Source organism: Synechococcus sp. RS9909 (assembly GCF_014279595.1).
Classification (GTDB): domain Bacteria; phylum Cyanobacteriota; class Cyanobacteriia; order PCC-6307; family Cyanobiaceae; genus Synechococcus_C.
The window spans coordinates 338969-355345 of sequence record NZ_CP047943.1 but is presented as its reverse complement, the minus strand read 5'-3'; the positions used below and the strand labels follow the sequence as shown (position 1 = coordinate 355345).

At 61.4% G+C, this 16377-nt stretch carries 7 protein-coding genes; all 7 read right to left on the bottom strand.

What is annotated here, in order from left to right; translation table 11 throughout:
- Positions 1-9: 9 nt before the first annotated feature.
- The 7 genes from brxL to SynRS9909_RS01615 are packed head-to-tail and all read right to left on the bottom strand — an operon-like array spanning position 10 to position 16204.
- Positions 10-2085 (bottom strand): BREX system Lon protease-like protein BrxL, encoded by a 2076-nt coding sequence (brxL, locus tag SynRS9909_RS01645; protein WP_007100806.1) that lies wholly within the window; start codon positions 2083-2085, stop codon positions 10-12.
- A complete protein-coding gene (gene pglZ, locus SynRS9909_RS01640) occupies positions 2082-4424 on the bottom strand; it encodes a BREX-1 system phosphatase PglZ type B (protein WP_038000893.1) in 2343 nt (780 codons plus the stop codon). The genes brxL and pglZ overlap by 4 nt, the downstream gene beginning before the upstream one ends.
- Positions 4425-4427: 3 nt before the next feature.
- Positions 4428-7889, bottom strand: a complete 3462-nt coding sequence (locus tag SynRS9909_RS01635) for an N-6 DNA methylase (RefSeq protein ID WP_007100809.1) — start codon at positions 7887-7889, stop codon at positions 4428-4430.
- A gap of 2 nt (positions 7890-7891) precedes the next feature.
- Complete coding sequence (locus SynRS9909_RS01630) at positions 7892-11350, bottom strand: hypothetical protein (RefSeq protein ID WP_007100810.1); 3459 nt, start codon at positions 11348-11350, stop codon at positions 7892-7894.
- A gap of 5 nt (positions 11351-11355) precedes the next feature.
- Positions 11356-14841 (bottom strand): BREX system P-loop protein BrxC, encoded by a 3486-nt coding sequence (brxC, locus tag SynRS9909_RS01625; protein WP_007100811.1) that lies wholly within the window; start codon positions 14839-14841, stop codon positions 11356-11358.
- Entirely contained in the window at positions 14838-15395 is a 558-nt protein-coding gene (locus SynRS9909_RS01620; RefSeq protein ID WP_007100812.1) for a BREX protein BrxB domain-containing protein, read from the bottom strand. The genes brxC and SynRS9909_RS01620 overlap by 4 nt, the downstream gene beginning before the upstream one ends.
- A complete protein-coding gene (locus SynRS9909_RS01615) occupies positions 15392-16204 on the bottom strand; it encodes a hypothetical protein (RefSeq protein ID WP_186593781.1) in 813 nt (270 codons plus the stop codon). Before SynRS9909_RS01615 ends, SynRS9909_RS01620 begins: the two co-directional genes overlap by 4 nt.
- Positions 16205-16377 lie beyond the last annotated feature (173 nt).

Genomic DNA, 16377 nt, shown 5'->3' with positions numbered 1-16377 from the left:
AGCTCTCGCTTACTCCTCCAACCCCTTAAACACCGCATCCTCCGGATCCTTGTAGAACTCAATCGAGATCTTGGTCCAGAGGTCATCGGGTAGGTCGTTCAGCCCGCGGCGAGCTGAAACGGGCATCAGCAACACCTTGGCTTGCTTCTCCACGGCCAGTTCGGCAATGGCGACGGCGTTGGGGATCATCTCGACGGAGCCGCCCAGGTTCAGTGAACCCACAACGATGGTGCTGCCGCGGGTGTTGCGGTCAAGCAGGCCACCGACCAGGGCAACCATCACCGGAAGGCCGAGGCCAGCGCCGCTGCGGTCGTTGTCCATCGCGCGCATTTGCATGGAAAACTCGTGGCCGCGAGGATCACGGTCGCCCACCAGGCCCTTGGCGCGGGAATAGAGGTTCTGCTCGCCCACCTTGGTGCTCTCGCGGAAGGCCGGCGGTACGGGCTGATTCAGGATCTTGACGCCGCTGCCCGGGCCTACGGCCACTTCGATCCGGTAGAGGCTGGGGCCGGTTTCACCCGTGCCGGGACTGATCGCCCAGACCTGGCCGGGCGGCAGGGGATCGCCATCAATGGCGTCGTCGCTGTGGAGCTCGGGCGTAGCCACGAACTTCTCCACCCCGTCGAGGCCGAGGGTGTAGCTGAAGTGGGTGTTGCGGAACTCGCTCTTGAGGCAGCGCTTCTGCTGCTCCTTCACCCGGCGGCGTGATTCGAGCGCCAGGCGCACGATCCATTCGAGATCCTCGTCGGGGATCTCCATCTCGGGATCGGGGAACAGCAGCTTGATCAGGGCGCTGACCGTTTTGTTGACGCCCTCGATGTCGCGGCCACTGAGGGCACCGCCCAGGTGGATGCGGTTCTGCATTGCCGCCAGGCGGCTGCCATCGCGCAGGCGGCTCCAGCACTCGCTGAGGAAATCGCTGACCAGGCCGAAGTGGCTGGTGAGGTGCTCGTTGGGGTTGAGCTTGGGGAAATCCCAGCCGGGTGCGTAGGCGTGGATGCGGTCCTGGAAGGCCGTGTCGTCACGCATCTCACGCGGCAAGGGACTTAGCAGGTGGCCGATGCGCTGCTGCTGCTCCACATCGACATCGAAGTTGCCGACCATCACCACGCCGCCTTCAGCGCGGATGCTCTCCTTGCCGCGGCTGAACTCGCCGGAGGCCATGTAGCCCTTAAGGATGTTGACGCCGTCCTTCTGATCGAAGGACACCCCACCCACCTCGTCGAAGCAGACCACGTCGTACTGGCAGACGAGGCCGCGCTGGCCATTGCTGTTGTTGACGAACATCTTGGCGACGGTGGCTTTGCCGCCCGATATCAGGTGGGAGTAGGGGGAGATCTGCTGGAACAGGTGGCTCTTGCCCGTACCGCGCGGGCCCAGCTCTACCAGGTTGAAGTTGCGCTCCACGAAGGGAGCCATGCGCAGCAACACCACCATCTTGGCCCGCTCATCGAGGGCACTCGGTTCCAGGCCGATGGAGCGGATCAGGAAATCGCGCCACTCATCGGTGGTGAACGCTGCCCGGCCCTTGGCCAGGATCCCCAGCACGTTGGGGTTGGACATCTGAATCGGACGCAGCCCGGCGATGCGGAAGGGCCGGCCGTTGCGCTCCTGAGCGATCACCGGGTCGTATTCGAGCGACACCTCGGCGTAAAAGCCATCGGTGAGCATGCGCTCGTTGGCGCGCACCAGCTCGTCGTCGATCTGGGCATCGCGGATGGCGAGGCTGGGCACCTCAGCCATGTAGGAGTCGCTGCGGGTGTCGAGTCGAGCTCGCACGATGTCGATGATCTTGACGCTGCCCTGATCCCGGGCCCTGGCTTTGAACAGCTCCTCCTCGCCGGTGCGCACCGTTCGGCCCTGGAGCTGCTTTTCCACGATCTGCAGCCCTTCTTCGATTTCGGCCGGATCGGTGCTGGCGCAGTAGCGGCCGAGGAGGAACTCCACCACGTAGGTGGGCACCGGGTACTGGCGGGAGTACTTGCGCACCAGGTCCTTGCGGACCAGGAAGCCATCAAAGGCCTTGGCGCCGAGCTGGTCGAGCTGGTCCATCTCGCTGGTGGTGGCGATGTCGGCGGGGCTCATTCGGACTCTCCTCCAACCAGGGTGCGGCGCTGGGCGATCACGCGCCCTTCAGGGCTGATCAACACGGCCATCACCACAGCTCCTTCCAACTCGTCATCCTCGACCAGCAAACGGGCAGCACCATCGTCGATGGGTTTGGCGGTGGTGGCCACTGAAGGGCCATTGGCTGTGTCGCGGCGCAGGTCAGCCTTCAGATCAGTGGTGGCACCGTTGACCTCAAGGTTGCAGCGCAAACCCTTCCAGCTGACCTCGGTGATGGTCGCAGCTGGTGCTTTGTTCTCCCCACCGGAGACGACGAGCACAGGCGTGAGGCACTCCTGCAGGCTGATGCCGCCGTGGGCATAGGCGTTAGTGCCCCCTGTGTTGAAGCAGGCGGCGCCAGTGGGTGTGGCGAACTGCTCGCTTGGGTTCCAGCTCCAGGCGGCGGTGGGCACCGGAACTTGGGACTCGCCCTTGATGGCGGCGCAACGGGCCCACTTGCTGGCGGTGAGGTGCTTGGGCAACTCAGCTGTGGGCAGACCATCAGGGCAGAACAGCCAGCCGTGGTCGGTGACGACCTTCACGGAGCGCCAACCGACATCGAGCAGCTTCTGGATCCGAAGCGCCAGCCGATCGATTTCGGCGTGGATCACCTGGGGCAGATCGTTCTGCAGCTGGTGGCCGCGGTGATCGAGGTCGCCGATCTCCAGCCAGCCACGCGCTTCCGGGCTGGACGGAATGTTCAGCTCCCCATCGCCCAGGACGGTGTAGCCCTGGGCGGTGAGGGCCTTGCGAAGCTCGGCGGCACTGGTGGGCTTGCCGGAGCGGAAGGCTGGAGCGAAATCGTCTGGAAGAGCCTGGCCCTGGATGTCACCGATGAGGGGCGTGATGGCGGGTTTGGCTGTGGCGGTGACCGTGGGCAGCCCCGCCCAACGGGTGTTGAGGCTGCCGGTGATCGCCATCACCTCCAGCTCTTTCTGCAGTTGGCGGGCTACGTCGTAGCGGAGGCCATCGGCAAACAACAGCACTTCGCCTGGTTCGGCGGTGATGGCGCCTTGCTCTGCTGGGGTCGGCAGGCCACTACTTGCCACAGCTTTCTGGAAGCGGCTGGCGGTGTCATCCAGCCAGGGGCGCAGCAGGGCCGCCACCCCCTTGCGCACCAGCTCCTCCTGGGCGGTCTGGGCCATGGCCATCGCCTGCCAGGCGGAGAGATCGGCCTCCCAGCCATCGGCTGTGTAGGGCGCGATGAACTCTTCCGGCGTGGACCCCACCAGTGTTTGATCCGCTCGCTGGGCCAGGCGGCCGAGCGGTTCGAGCACCAGTGCCAGCGGTGACAGGCCCAGCCGGGCCCAGATCCAGCTGCGCCGCTCGCTGTGCTGGGCCTCCAGCTCGCGAACGCAACGGCAGGCGTCGGGGTGGGATTTGCCAGGCAGGGATTTGAGTGCTTCGAGCACTTCGAGCTCGCGAGCCTCGTTATGGGTCGGCCAGCGCGATAGATCGTTTTTGCTGCCAAGAAGATCACCCTGGATGTCGGCAGGGGCAGCCCTCCTCAGCAGATCTGGGAGGCCCGGAAACGCTGCAGGCGTGTCGGCAAAGCGTTGCCAAACCTTGGCCCAGTTGCCATGCCCCTTGGCCAGCCGTTCAGCGGCAGAGAGCTCGCCATCTTTGGCGGGATCGAACTTGAGCTCTTTCTTCCAGATGGAGGTGAGTGCGCTCCAGCGCTCCTCACCGCAACGCAATTGGAACGGCTGGGGATCCGCCATCCACTGCAGCAGGTCTCGGGTTGGGTCGTCGGCCAGCAAGGCGTCGAAGTCTTCTGCTTCCAAACGCTTGCCGCGCAGCTGATCTAAGGGCACGGTGGCCAGTTCGGTGAGGGCTCGGCTGAGGGCTGCCTTGGTGTTCTGATCAGCGGCGAGGTCGAGATTCAGCGCATCGGCAGAGCCGAGGAAAGCAGCAAGGGTCCAATCGCGCCCATTGCGTTGCAGCCATGGGGTGCCGCGGAACATCAGCTCGATCAGTGGCTCCAACTCCCAGGGGCAACCTTCACCAGCCCGCAATTCCTGCCGGCTGATCCCCGGCAGATAGATCACTGGGATTTGCTTGGCGGCGTCAACTTCAGAAGGAAGGCTGCGATCAACGACCCAGCGCAGCCATAGCGATGGGCCTTGCTGCTGTTCTGGGGCGTAGTCGCCCAGGCAGAGCAGTTCAGGAAGCTGCTGCCGCAACAGAGGTATCAGTGGTTTCCACTCGCTGCGGGGATCGGTCCAGATGACAGCAACTGGTGCCTCCTCTGCATCTCCGCTGACGTTGCAGCCATGCAGTTTCTGAATTAGTGCATCCAGCAGGGACTGTGGTGCCATGCTTTAAGCCTCTCCTCGGTGCCGAGCCCTGGCGGCTTCCTTGGCAGCTCGGGTGTAGTGCAAGTCATTCCAGCGGTTGCCATCAAAGCTGTCGCCTGCAGCGGGAGCTTCAGAGATCGGAGCTCCATAGTCGATGGCCAGGGATGTGTTGTTCTCGTCCCAACCCCAGAACCATGGGAAGTCGTCTTTGGAGCGTATTGGCTCCTTGCCGCGATCTTTTTTCCACTTGATGGTGCCGGGCTTGGCGCGAAGAATGCCGGCCCCGGCTTTGCCCCCTTTGCGCAGCTGGGCATTGAGGAAGGGGCGGATGTTGAGGCGTACCCCGTCGTTGATGTCGGGATCCCAACCGATTGATTGTTGATGCAGTGGCTTCCAACGTACAAAGATGTCGTAGGGCGGCTCACCTTCGAGGATCTTCTTAAGTTGCCCCTGCAGATCGAGAGCTGCAGCCAGACGATCATCCGCACCATTGACACCTTCTGCTTGATCTAGCTTCTGGCGATCGATCCAGTCGCCCAGATAGGTGTAGGCGAGCAGCTCCAGAGTTTTGCGGCCTTGGCCGTTGGGCGCAGCAAGTTTGTGGTAGTTCACCAAGGCACTGAATCCGTGGGGATTGCCATCCCAGATTTGCCAGACAAAAGGCCTCGATTGAAAGAGCTTGCAGTGCTCAGTAAAGAAGCTCTGACGCAGCCACTCACTTAAGTCGGCAGCGGCTTTCTTGGTGTCATTGGCCACGGCGGTTTCTAGTAGCAGCTCACGTTCTTTCGAATTGCTCCACTCATCACCGAAGGCTGCGGCTAACAGGCCGCGTAGTCGATCAGCAGCAGCTGCTTCTCCGCGGATAGGCGATAGGCATACGATGCCATCGCCATCTGCCAATGCTTCTAGGCCATCAGAGGCGAGGGCTGGGCAATCGGGAAAACTGGAACCGGTCTGGCGCGGCCACTGGTAACCAACAAGCCGAGGAATTACTACATGCAATGGCTGGCTTGCACCAGCCGGGTTGCCGTCAAAAAGCCATTGCGTGGAATCGCTTGAAAACGGCTTCGGCAGTCCCTGGGGATATTTCTCGGCGGCAACTCTCTGCCAGTGTGCTAAATCGAAGGGGATTTTTGTCAGCGTTGCATTGGTTACTTTGACCTTCTGGTCAATTTTTCTGACCGCGGTACAGTATTCGGGCGAAGAGCAAAAGGCCCAGATTGCAGTCAAGTCGCCTGGCGACTTAGGGACAATGGGAGTGCAACTTATGTCGAAGAGCTCGCCAGAGTAAAGGGTTGTCGGAAGCTCGCGCATCATGCTTATGGCAACACCCATCTTTCCTGCTACGTGCTCTCCCTTGATGTAAGCGCTGGGATTTTCCTTGTGCTCTCTGCCATCTGCGAACCAGGAGAAGACGGATTCGCGGCCGCCGTAGTATTGAGTCTTGTCTACGGTTCCTTGAAAAAAGCGCCAGTTTTCATTTATCCAGGGGAACTCCCAGAAAGCTCTGCGATGCCTGAAGGCGTCTCCTCCGTGAGAGCCATTCGGGGATTCGGCATAGTTCTGCAAAAGTACGCCATCGATTATTTTTTCAATCGTGATTCGATGGTCGGGATTTTTTTGCTGATCGCGCTGGCTCAGGCAGCAGAACTCGCCACTTGCCATTTCTCGAGCCTTTTCGGATATTGTCTTCCTGGGTAACGCATTTATTCCGATTATTTCTTGGTCGTTATCAGGTTTCCGTTTTTGAACGACCATCAAGGCGGCCGCTGGCCCTCTGTCGCCAAAGCTTTGCCAGGCTTCCTCTCCAAGAGCGGCGACACAACTAAAACTAAATTCCTGAAGTATGGAAGCGCGGAACTTGGAGTAAGTTCCAGAGAACCACCAGTTTTGGGGTGTTACGAGCGCACTGCATCCCCCAATTGAGCACAGATGAAGACACCTTTCAGCGAAGCAGGTTGCTAGGTCTGCCTTCGCTTCCGGGTGAGCTCGATCGCAGTATTCTTTGATCGCCTCAGAATGCTTGCCTCGACCGAGGTATGGCACATTTGTTGCTACAAGTGTGAAGTGGCCTGCAAGCATCTCCGCCGCCTTGGTTAAGCCCCGCGCAGTCACGGCAATTTCATGCGCGTTGTCGTCTTGGCTCTCCTGCGCCAGCGCCTGTTCCAACAACGGCTGCAGTTCATGGAAATCGGCCACAAGCAAATCGCCCTCAGCAGCGCGTGGGTTGATCAAGCTGCCCAGCACAGAAGCTTTCTGGAACAGCCAATAAAGCCGCTCCATCCCATTGGTGAGCCGCTCGTTGTTACCAGCTATCGCAATCCAGTCTGCTTTTCTTGTGTTCGGCGCCAGGCCAGAGCAGGCCAGGTTCATCGCAGGCAACTTGCAATGGCCAACGCGGCGCCATGCAGCCAGAGCCAGGTTGAATGCGGCTATCTGTGTACAGCGCGGGTCGATCTCCAAGCCGAAAAGATTGCTCTTGATCACAGCCGCCATAGCCGCCGCTTCCATCTGATCGCCTTCGGCCAGGCGCAATGCCACCAGCCGCTCGAACATCGCGACAACGAAGTGCCCGCTACCCATACAGGGATCCAGGCACTTCAGATCTGCTGCAGCTCTGGGCCAACCTTCAAAGGTTCCAGCCGCCGGTGCCCACACACCATCGTCTGACTTGATAAGCCGCAGGTAATTCCAGGGGCAACCGGGAAGAGCTACTGCCTGGCGCAGTTCGTCCTCGGTTTGGGCCTTGCTGGCTAGCTCAGGATTGGCGGCAAGTATCTTGCCGGCGTGCCAGGCACCGAGGGTGTTGTCCAGCAGGAAGTCCACCATGTAGTCCTCGGTGAACAGCTGCGTGACCGGGGAGAGTTCATCGGCGCCGATCTTCACGCCGGAGTCGTTGACCTCTTTTTTGCGCTTTGTCTGCCAGAACTGGTAGGTCCAACCCAGGCTGTCGCTGGCGGTGAACACCTCGGCATCCAACCCCGCCACCAGAGCCTGCAGTTGTTGGCGGATCTCCAGGGGCAAGCTCAACGCCAACACCGGATCGTCCGTGCGAAAGATCTGCGGCAACATCCCTTGCGCGAATTGCGCAGCCATTCCCCAGAGATCGGTTCCCTCTTCTGCAGCTAGTTCTTCGCATTCATTGAGCGTGATTGACACCCCTGAGCTGGGTTCGATCAGTAGCTGGTTCTCCGCCAGAAAGCGGGCAAACAACATGCGGTGCCAGTGCTCATAGGCCATCTCGCGTACCAGCCGCTCGATGCTCTGCGTGCCCTTCTGGGCGTCGCGTTGATCGCCGAGCTGGCGGCCGCGGGCGCGAAGGCGGTTGCGAAGTTTGCGTTCCTCATCGCTCATCGACGAGAACGGCTCGCTGGCTCCCACCGCCAGGGCGGTGAGGGCATCACGAGCGCCTCGCTCGGCCTTGTCGCGTGCATCAACCACTGTGGCTTCGAGGGCCTTGCGCAGATCGGAAGCGAGAGCGGGCATGGTCAGTTCCTTCCTTGCTGCTTTATCCGGGCTTCTTCCTTGGCCGCACGGGAGTAGTGCAGGTCGTTCCAGCGGTTGCCATCGAAGCTTTCGCCTACAGGCGGTGCACCAGGAATCGGAGCTCCGAAATCCATGACCGTGGCATGGTTGTCTTCATCCATCCCCCAGAACCAGGGAAACTCCTCTTTGGACCGCATCGGCTCCTTACCGCGGTCCTTGGTCCACTTGATGCTGCCGGGCTTGGCGCGGAGTATTCCAGCACCGGCTTTACCACCCTTGCGTAGCTGGGCATTCAGGAACGGGCGGATGTGGAGGCGTACGCCATCGTTGATGTCGGGCTCCCAGCCGATTGGTTGCTGCTGCAGAGGCTTCCAGCGCACAAAAATGTCGTAGGGCGGTTCTCCTTCGAGGATCTTCTTGAGCTGGCCTTGCAGATCAAGCGCTGCAGCAAGGCGATCATCCGCGCCATTGACACCTTCTACCTGATCTAGCTTCTGGCGATCGATCCAATCACCTAGATAGGTGAAGGTAAGCAGCTCAAGGGCTTTGCGGCCCTCACCATTAGGAGCGGCGAGCTTGTGGTAATTGACCAGGGCGCTAAAGCCTTGTGGGTGCCCATCCCAGATCTGCCAGATGAAGGGCCGACTGAGGAACAGCTTGCAGTGCTCGCTGAAGAAGGAATTGCGCAGCCAAGTGCATAGATCCGGGTCAGCATTTTTGGCGTTGTTATCCACGGCTGTTGCCAACAGCAGTTCGCGTTCTTTGGCCGCAGACCACTCATCTCCAAATGCAGCGGCGAGCAGCTTGCGCAGACGCTCAACGGCGGAGGCTTCGCCTCGAACGGGCGCGAGGCAGACGATGCCATCTTCATCGGCCATGGATTCCAGGCCATCGGGTCCGAGGGCGGGGCAATCGGGGAAACTTGAGCCTGTCTGGCGCGGCCAAAGGTAACCAACAAGTCGCGCCACTGCCACATGCAATGGCTGGTCTGCACCAGCAGGGTGGCCGTTGAATAGCCATTGGGTAGCGTCGCTGGAGAACGGCTTGGGTAGTCCTTCCGGATATTTCTCCGCCGCCACCTTCTGCCAGAGCGCGAGGTCAAATGGAACTTTGACCAACGTGGCATTGGCGACTTGAGCTTTCTGATTAATCTTTCGAACCTCTCGCGCAAATTCAGGGGATGAAATAAAGCACCAAATTGCACCGAGATGGGCTGGATTCTTTGGAATTATTGCAGCCGCACTATTGTCATAAAGTGTACCAATATAAAGTCCGGCGGGCAGACGACCCAGCCATGCACAAGCAATCCCATTCTTACCCCAAGCGGAGCGTCCCCGAATCGTGGCTTCAGGCGTATTGGCAAGAGCGCCCTTTCCATCGTCCCATTTCACAGCAAAGTGCAACCCGGTGTAGAGCCCGACCCCATCTGGTGAGCTTTGATGTGCAACCCATCCGTTTGTGAGCGCCTTAATCTCCCAAAACAACTTTCTGAAGATCACGATGTCCGCCAGACCACAGCCTTGCAGGGAATCGGCGTAGTTTTGAAGGAGAGGTAATTTAGAGGCTTCTTCAAAAACAATCGCTGTATCAGGATTGCTGAGCTGTCCAAGCTGGTTGACAACGGAGATTGAGCAATCTGGCAAAACCTCCAATTTGCTCTCAGGTGATAATTCAGAGCCCACATCTAGGCCAACGAGGCTCGAAGATATTTGGGGAAGCCTTTTCGTGAAAGAATGCATGACCACCCCAAAGTCGTACATGGGTGTCTGAAATGCCTTTGAGCCCATCCGGCAGGCGAAATCCCAGTTGGCGCTCCTGAGTAGCTTTTCTCTGAGTGCTTGAAATGTCCCAAGAAAGAGCCAATTCTGCGGAACAAGAAGAGCGGCAGAGCCACTGCTGGCGCAGAAGGCCAAGGAACGTTCAATGAAGCATGTTGCGAGTTCTGTCTTTGCATCGGGGTGAAAGCGCCCGCAGTAGTTTTTGAGTACTTCGTCCTGTTTGCGTCGTCCGAGGTAAGGAACATTGGTGGCGACGAGCGTGAATTGGCCTGCAAGAATCTCAGCCGCCTTGGCTAGGCCGCGCGCAGCCACGGCCATTTCAAGTGTGGAGTAGTCATGGACCTCCTGCACCAGTGCCTGTTCCAGCAGCGGCTGGAGTTCATGGAACGCGGCTACCAGCAGATCGCCCTCAGCAGCGCGCGGGTTGATCAGGCTGCCCAGCACCGCAGCCTTTTGGAACAGCCTGTAAAGCCTCTCCATTCCATTCCTGAGTCGCTCGTTATCGCCAGCCAAGGCCAGCCAAGCGGACTCACTGCTATTGGGCGCCAAGCCTGAGCAAGCCAGGTTCATGGCGGGCAGCTTGCAGTGTCCCACTCGCCGCCACGCGGCCAGCGCCAGGTTGAACGCGGCAATCTGCGTGCAGCGCGTGTCGATCTCCAATCCGAACAGGTTGTCCTCGATGACCGTCGCCAATGCTGCCTTTTCAGCAAGCCCCTCTTCCGCTATACGAAGAGCCACCAGACGCTCAAACATCGCGACAACAAAATGTCCACTCCCCATGCAGGGGTCGAGGCACTTCAGCTCTGCCGCTGTTTTCGGCCAGCCCTCAAAGATGCCAGCAGCAGGAGTCCAGGCACCTTCTTTTGTCTGAATAAAACGCAGATAGGCCCACGGGCAGCCAGGTAGAGATACGGCCTTGCGGAGTTCATCCTCGCTCTCGGCTGAGGCAGCCAGCTGGGGATTAGCCGCAAACACTTTGCCGGCGTGCCAGGCACCGAGGGTGTTGTCCAGCAGGAAGTCCACCATGTAGTCCTCGGTGAACAGCTGTGTCACCGGGGACAGCTCATCGGCGCCGATCTTGACGCCGGAGTCATTGACCTCTTTTTTGCGCTTCGTCTGCCAGAACTGGTAGGTCCACCCAAGGCTGTCGCTGGCGGTGAACACCTCCACCTCTAGGCCGGCCACCAACCCCTGCAGCAGTTGGCGGATCTCCAGTGGCAACTTGGCTGCCAGCACCGGATCATCAACCCGGAAGATCTGCGGCAGCATCTCCTGAGCAAATTGCGCAGCCAACTCCCAAAGATCTATTCCTTCCTCTGCTGCCAGTTCTTCGCATTCATCAAGGCTGATCGCAACCCCGGACGTGGGCTCGATGAGCAGCTGGTTTTCGGCCAGGAAGCGAGCAAACAGCATGCGGTGCCAGTGCTCGTAGGCCATCTCCCGCACCAGCCGCTCAATGCTTTGCGTGCCTTTCTGGGGATCGCGCTGATCCCCCAGCTGGCGGCCGCGGGCGCGCAGGCGGTTGCGAAGTTTGCGTTCCTCATCGCTCATCGACGAGAACGGCTCGCTGGCTCCCACCGCCAGGGCCGTGAGGGCATCGCGTGCACCGCGCTCGGCCAGATCCCTGGCCTTCACCACGGTGTTTTCCAGGGTCTTGCGCAGATCGGAGGCGAGAGTGGGCATGGGGATCAGTTGATCTGGATCGGACCGTTTTCGAGAGCGGTAGCGAGCTTCTGACGCTCAGCCGCCCACCAGGCATCGAGTGCTGCTGCGTCTTTGATCACCCCGCTATTGAGCCTGAGGGCCTGGGTGGAGGGCTCCAGTGCCTTGGCCGCTGCCGTGCGGGCCTTGGCAAAACGCGTGGGCACGCTCTCGGCCTGCTCTTTGCGTCCAGTGATGGAACGTTGCTGGAGCGCTTCCAGCAACTGGCTCCGCTCAACAGGCTCAGCCGCCGGAGCCGTGGCCGGTAACTGCAGGCTCTGGCTGATGCGGTCGCGCTCCGCTTCCGGCAGGCCCTGCCATTCGGCACTGGCTTGCAGCTGTTGCAGCTCAGCTGCCACCACCTGGCTGAACTGTTGCTGGGCCTGCTCCAGTTCAACGGCCAGCGCCTGCTCCAGTTGCTGCAGCAGCGGGGCCACAAAGTCGGTGGTGGGGTCGAGCAATGAGCGATGGGAACGGATCGCTTCCACCTGGGGGGCCAGCTCCCCATGGATCTCAAGACCTTGGGCTTGATGAAGCAGACCAGTCAGGCTCTCCCAACTGGGCCAACGCTTCTGCTTGCGGTCCACCAGGCTGCAGGCTTGATCCCACAGCTCCTGCAACTGCTCCTTGGCATCCAGGATCGCCTTGAGCTGCTCCGCGCCGCTGAGGCTGCGCAGTTGCTTAATCAGGCCAGCGCTGACCGGTTGCGGCAGGGGCGGCTCACCCCCGGATTGCGCCACCTGGTTCTCGATGGCATCGAGGAACTCGACTGCCTTGGCTTCCTCTTGCCCCTGATTGGCGCTGACGCTGGCGATGCCAAAGACGCCACGTACCGCCAGCTTTTCGCGGGTGGTGAGGCGCACCTCCTGCAGGTAAAAGCGAGCCTTGCCCAGGCTCTGCTGATCGAGCTGGCCGACTGCGATCGGGTTGTTCTGGCTGTCTTTGGCGCTGAGGGTGCCATCGCGATGCAACGCCAGCAGCACCGCATCGATCGCATCCTGCGGCCAGCCGAACGGGGCGATGCGTAGCTCGACGCGGATGTTGGTTCCCTCCTTTCCGCCACCAATGGAATTAATCACCTGGCGAGCCACTGGGTGACTGTCGTTGCTGCCCTGGTGGCCGACGACGCCCAGCGGCGAGTCGCTGCCCTCCTTGGCGCGCTTGACGGCTGTGCCCCAGCTGCCGTGATCGGCTTTGGGGAACTCCGGGAACAGCCTGGCGAGCGATGACTCGTTCGCTGCCGCCTGCAATTTTTCGCCCAGCTTGGTGCCGTACTCCTCGATGCCGCCGCCCTTGAGCACCAGCGCATTGGCGATCACATCAGCGATCAGCTCGTTGCAGTCTTCCTCTGCCCGGCTCAGGCGGCTCTGCATCGCCTGCCGTGCTTCTTTGCCCTCTGGTGTTGTCGGGTTGTAGTGACCAAGCACCCGCCTGGCCGCCGTGGCGTCGATGATCCGGCTCCTGAGTTCCTCCGCATTGCGGCGTGGCAGGAACACGTGGAGCACGGGGTCATCGGTTCCGGCCTCGCGAGCTGCTTCTCGCACCTCCTTCTCACTGCAGCCCCAGCCGTCGCGTACCCACACCACCACCTGCTCATTCGATGGCGCAGGGGGCTCAGGATTGACCCATGGAACGATCGAACGGGAAATCTTGGCGTCGCCATGTAGGAGGCGCACAGCCTTGAGTTCCTTCTGCAGTTCAGCCCCCAGGAGCTGCTCACGGAACGTGTTCACCTCGTTGGTGTCACTGCGGACCGCCTGGCGCTTCTCGTCAAACAAGCGCTGCCACTGGGCACCCTCAGTGGTCTGGAGGCGGTATTCCTCCAGCCCCGGCTGCTCACCCACCTTCATCAAGGTGCCGTCTTCTGCCATCGCCTCCAGCAGGCCGGCGATCTGATTGCGCAGCGGGCCGCTGTCCTTGCGCAGGTCGGGCACCATTAGATCGCCCAGGGTGCGGGCCGTGGCTCGGATGCCCTTGTCGGCCCCCTGCTCCCGCGGCAGCCGGCTGATCAGGAAGGCCAAGCCGCAGAGGCTCTGCTTGAGTTTGCCCTCCTCGCTGCCGTCATCCAGCCCGGAGATGCGGTTGTTGAGCTCGTTGAGCAGCACACCCGAGTTCACCAGGTCGGGCCCCATCGCTTGGAACAACACATCGCCGGTGATCACCCGGCCCAGGTCTTCCTCGGCGATGTCTTTGACCGCGTCAAAAATGATGCGCAGCTGGGAGCGCAGCTGGCTGTTGGTGCCGGCCACATCGACGCTGCGGAAGCATTCCTCCCAGAAGCGGCGGCGGGTGGGCAGCAGCGGGTAGTCGGCAACGGCCACCTGGCGGTCCTCCGAGCGCTCCTTGATCAGGCTGCCTTCCAGCTGCTTGGACACCTCGCCGGCATTGGTCTCCAGCACCTGCTGCACATCGGCCTGGGCATCGGCCCGCTTCTGCAGGATCACCTTGCGGATCACCGTTTCCACGTCGGTGTCTGAGAGCTGCACCGTGACGCGGAAGCGGTCTTTGAGCTTCTGCAGCTGTGGCGTTTCCGACGACAGCGCCGACTGCCCGGAGGCAACCAACATCACGCGGCTATCGAGTTCGGTCTGCAGTGCCTCGGCCAGTTCCACGAAGTCGGTGGCACGGTCGTTGGAGTCGCCGATGTACTGCTGCACCTCATCGAGCACGAGCATCGTGTGGGGCAGCTCGCCGCCATCGGGCGACAAGGCCTTACGGGCCAGCTGCACGAATTCGGCGGTGGTGATGTCGCCGTCGCTGTTGGGGAACTGCTGGCGGATCACATCGCGGGCTTCCCGATTGCCAGCAGCGAAGTCGGGGTCTTGCTCCAGCACAGCCCCAGCGATCAACGGGCTGACGTAGAGCTCATCAAGCTCTTCCAGCCAAAGAGTTCCATCTGCCTCGACGGTGGATTTAACGGCATCGAGGTAGCCCTTCTCCCGCAGCCAGAAACAGAAGCGTGCCTGGGGCACCTTCTCGGGCATGCCCACCGCTTTGAGCAGGATCGCCAGCACGGTCTTGCGCACCGCGTCCTTGGCTCCGGAGGGCATGGCGCCACTGGCCGCCATCAGCGGCTTGCCACTTCTTGCGGCGAGCGTGTCGAGCTCGCGGAACTGGTCCCTCACGCCATCTGGGAGTTCCAGAACCAGATCGCGAGCTCGCTTGCCCGAGCTCACCTCGGTGTTGGCCCAGAGGTGGCCGAGCATCTTCTGCAGGTGCGACTTACCGCTCCCGAAGAACCCCGATACCCAGGCACAGTTCTGGCGGGCCTGGCCCTGCTGCGCCAGGTAGCTCTGCAGGATCCGCTCCATCGCCTGGCCGTACTGGCCGTCGCAGACGAAGGTGGTCAGCTCACCTTCCAGCTCGATGCGGGAGTTGTCGTCGTCGAGTGTGGTGATGCGTGCCTGGCCGTTGTTGGCCAGCGGGCTGGAGCGCGGGTCGCGCTGCAGGGTCTCAAAGATTTTTTGGCTCATGCCACCGCTCCTGTGTGATGACGGGAGATGCCCACCGCCATGTAGTTCCAGCCGTCTCGGGCATCGAGCAGCCGGTAGTTGTTGCCGTCTTTCTGACCGGGGAAGAACACGACCAGACGGCCCTGGATCTCGCGTTCCACTTCTTTGATCACATCCGAGAGCCGCAGGAAGCCAAACAGGCTCCCGGCCCCGAGTAGCGCCACCACGTCGTTCTCACTCGCCTGGCTGAGCTGGGCTTTGATCAGGTCCGCCACGTGGCGCAGGAAGCTGGAATCGAGCTTGAGGCGGATGTCATCGGGCCGCTCGAAGTACTCGTCGCGGTACTTCATTGCCCCCATCCACTCCGCGAAGGCGGTGGTGAGGTCGACCAACTGCCAGCCATGCCCGGCGGTCTTGGTGGCCTGCTCGAACTCGAGCAGCTTGGCCCGCAGGTGCCGCTCCAGCTCCTTCTCGTAAACGAGCATCACCACCCGGTTGGCAGCGGGTAGGCCCTGCTGCCAGGGCACGGTGATGTGGTCTGCGTACTGCGCCGCCAGTTCATCGATCCGGCTCATGACTGCTGGCCTCCGTGGAGTGGATCCAAGCCACTGGGATCGATCGACACCACCCCAGCTCCATGCGAGAGCTTGAGTAGTCCGAGGCGTTTGGCCTGCTCCGCCAGTTCCAGCAGCCCTGAGTTTGAAGTGTCGAGCGCCCTGGCCCAGGGGGTGTTGAGCAGCGCCTTGCCGCGTTTGCCGCTGGCGTAGCCCAGCCACATCGCCAGAGCGAGGGCGACGGGGTGAGGCTGGAGGGGCTGGCGCAGCTTTTTGACCTTGCCCTTGAGGTGGCCGCTCTGGGTCCAGCTGCTGGCGGTGTTGCGGGCTACCGCATCGAGCACCTTGGCGCTGAGGCGGTCGTGGGTGAAACCCTGTACCGCCGCCACCATCTCGGAGCGCTGGACCTGTTGGCCCGCGGCCATCCCCATCACCTGCTCTCTGGTTGCCATCAGCAGCGGGTCGCGGGCCAGGCCATTGAGCAGTGCCAGCTGGGGCCGGGCAGCGGGTTCCACGTCCCAGAGCCGGCGCAGCACCCGAAACAGGGGCTTGGTGGGGTCAAGGGCGTGCAGGGCCGTCAGCCGGGAGGCGGTTTCCTTGCGCGTGGAGAGGGTGCGCTTGCCCAGCACGTTCTCCTCCACGATTGCTGCTCGGTAGGCCTTGGCCGGAGCGTCATCCGGGACCGCCGCCAGAAGGGTCTCCAGTTCCTGGAGCATCAGCGTCTTGCTGGTGTGGGGGCCGCTGTCGGCCACCCGGAAGCCCTGGGCCGTCAGGTCGCCTTTGGCGTTTTGGGCCTTTGGGGGCTTGGGTTTTGAACGGCGGGCAGGCATGCAGCTGATGGTCTGGGCTGCCCTGGGAAGGCCCTGGTGAAGGCCGCACTGCGATTGGGTGCGCATGCAGCTCAGCAGCAGTCTTCATCAGTTTGCACCTTCTGGCAGCCGGTGTAGTGAGCCCAGCCACCGGAAGAATCTGTCGGCACTGGTTTTATGCAGCGCATGCATAG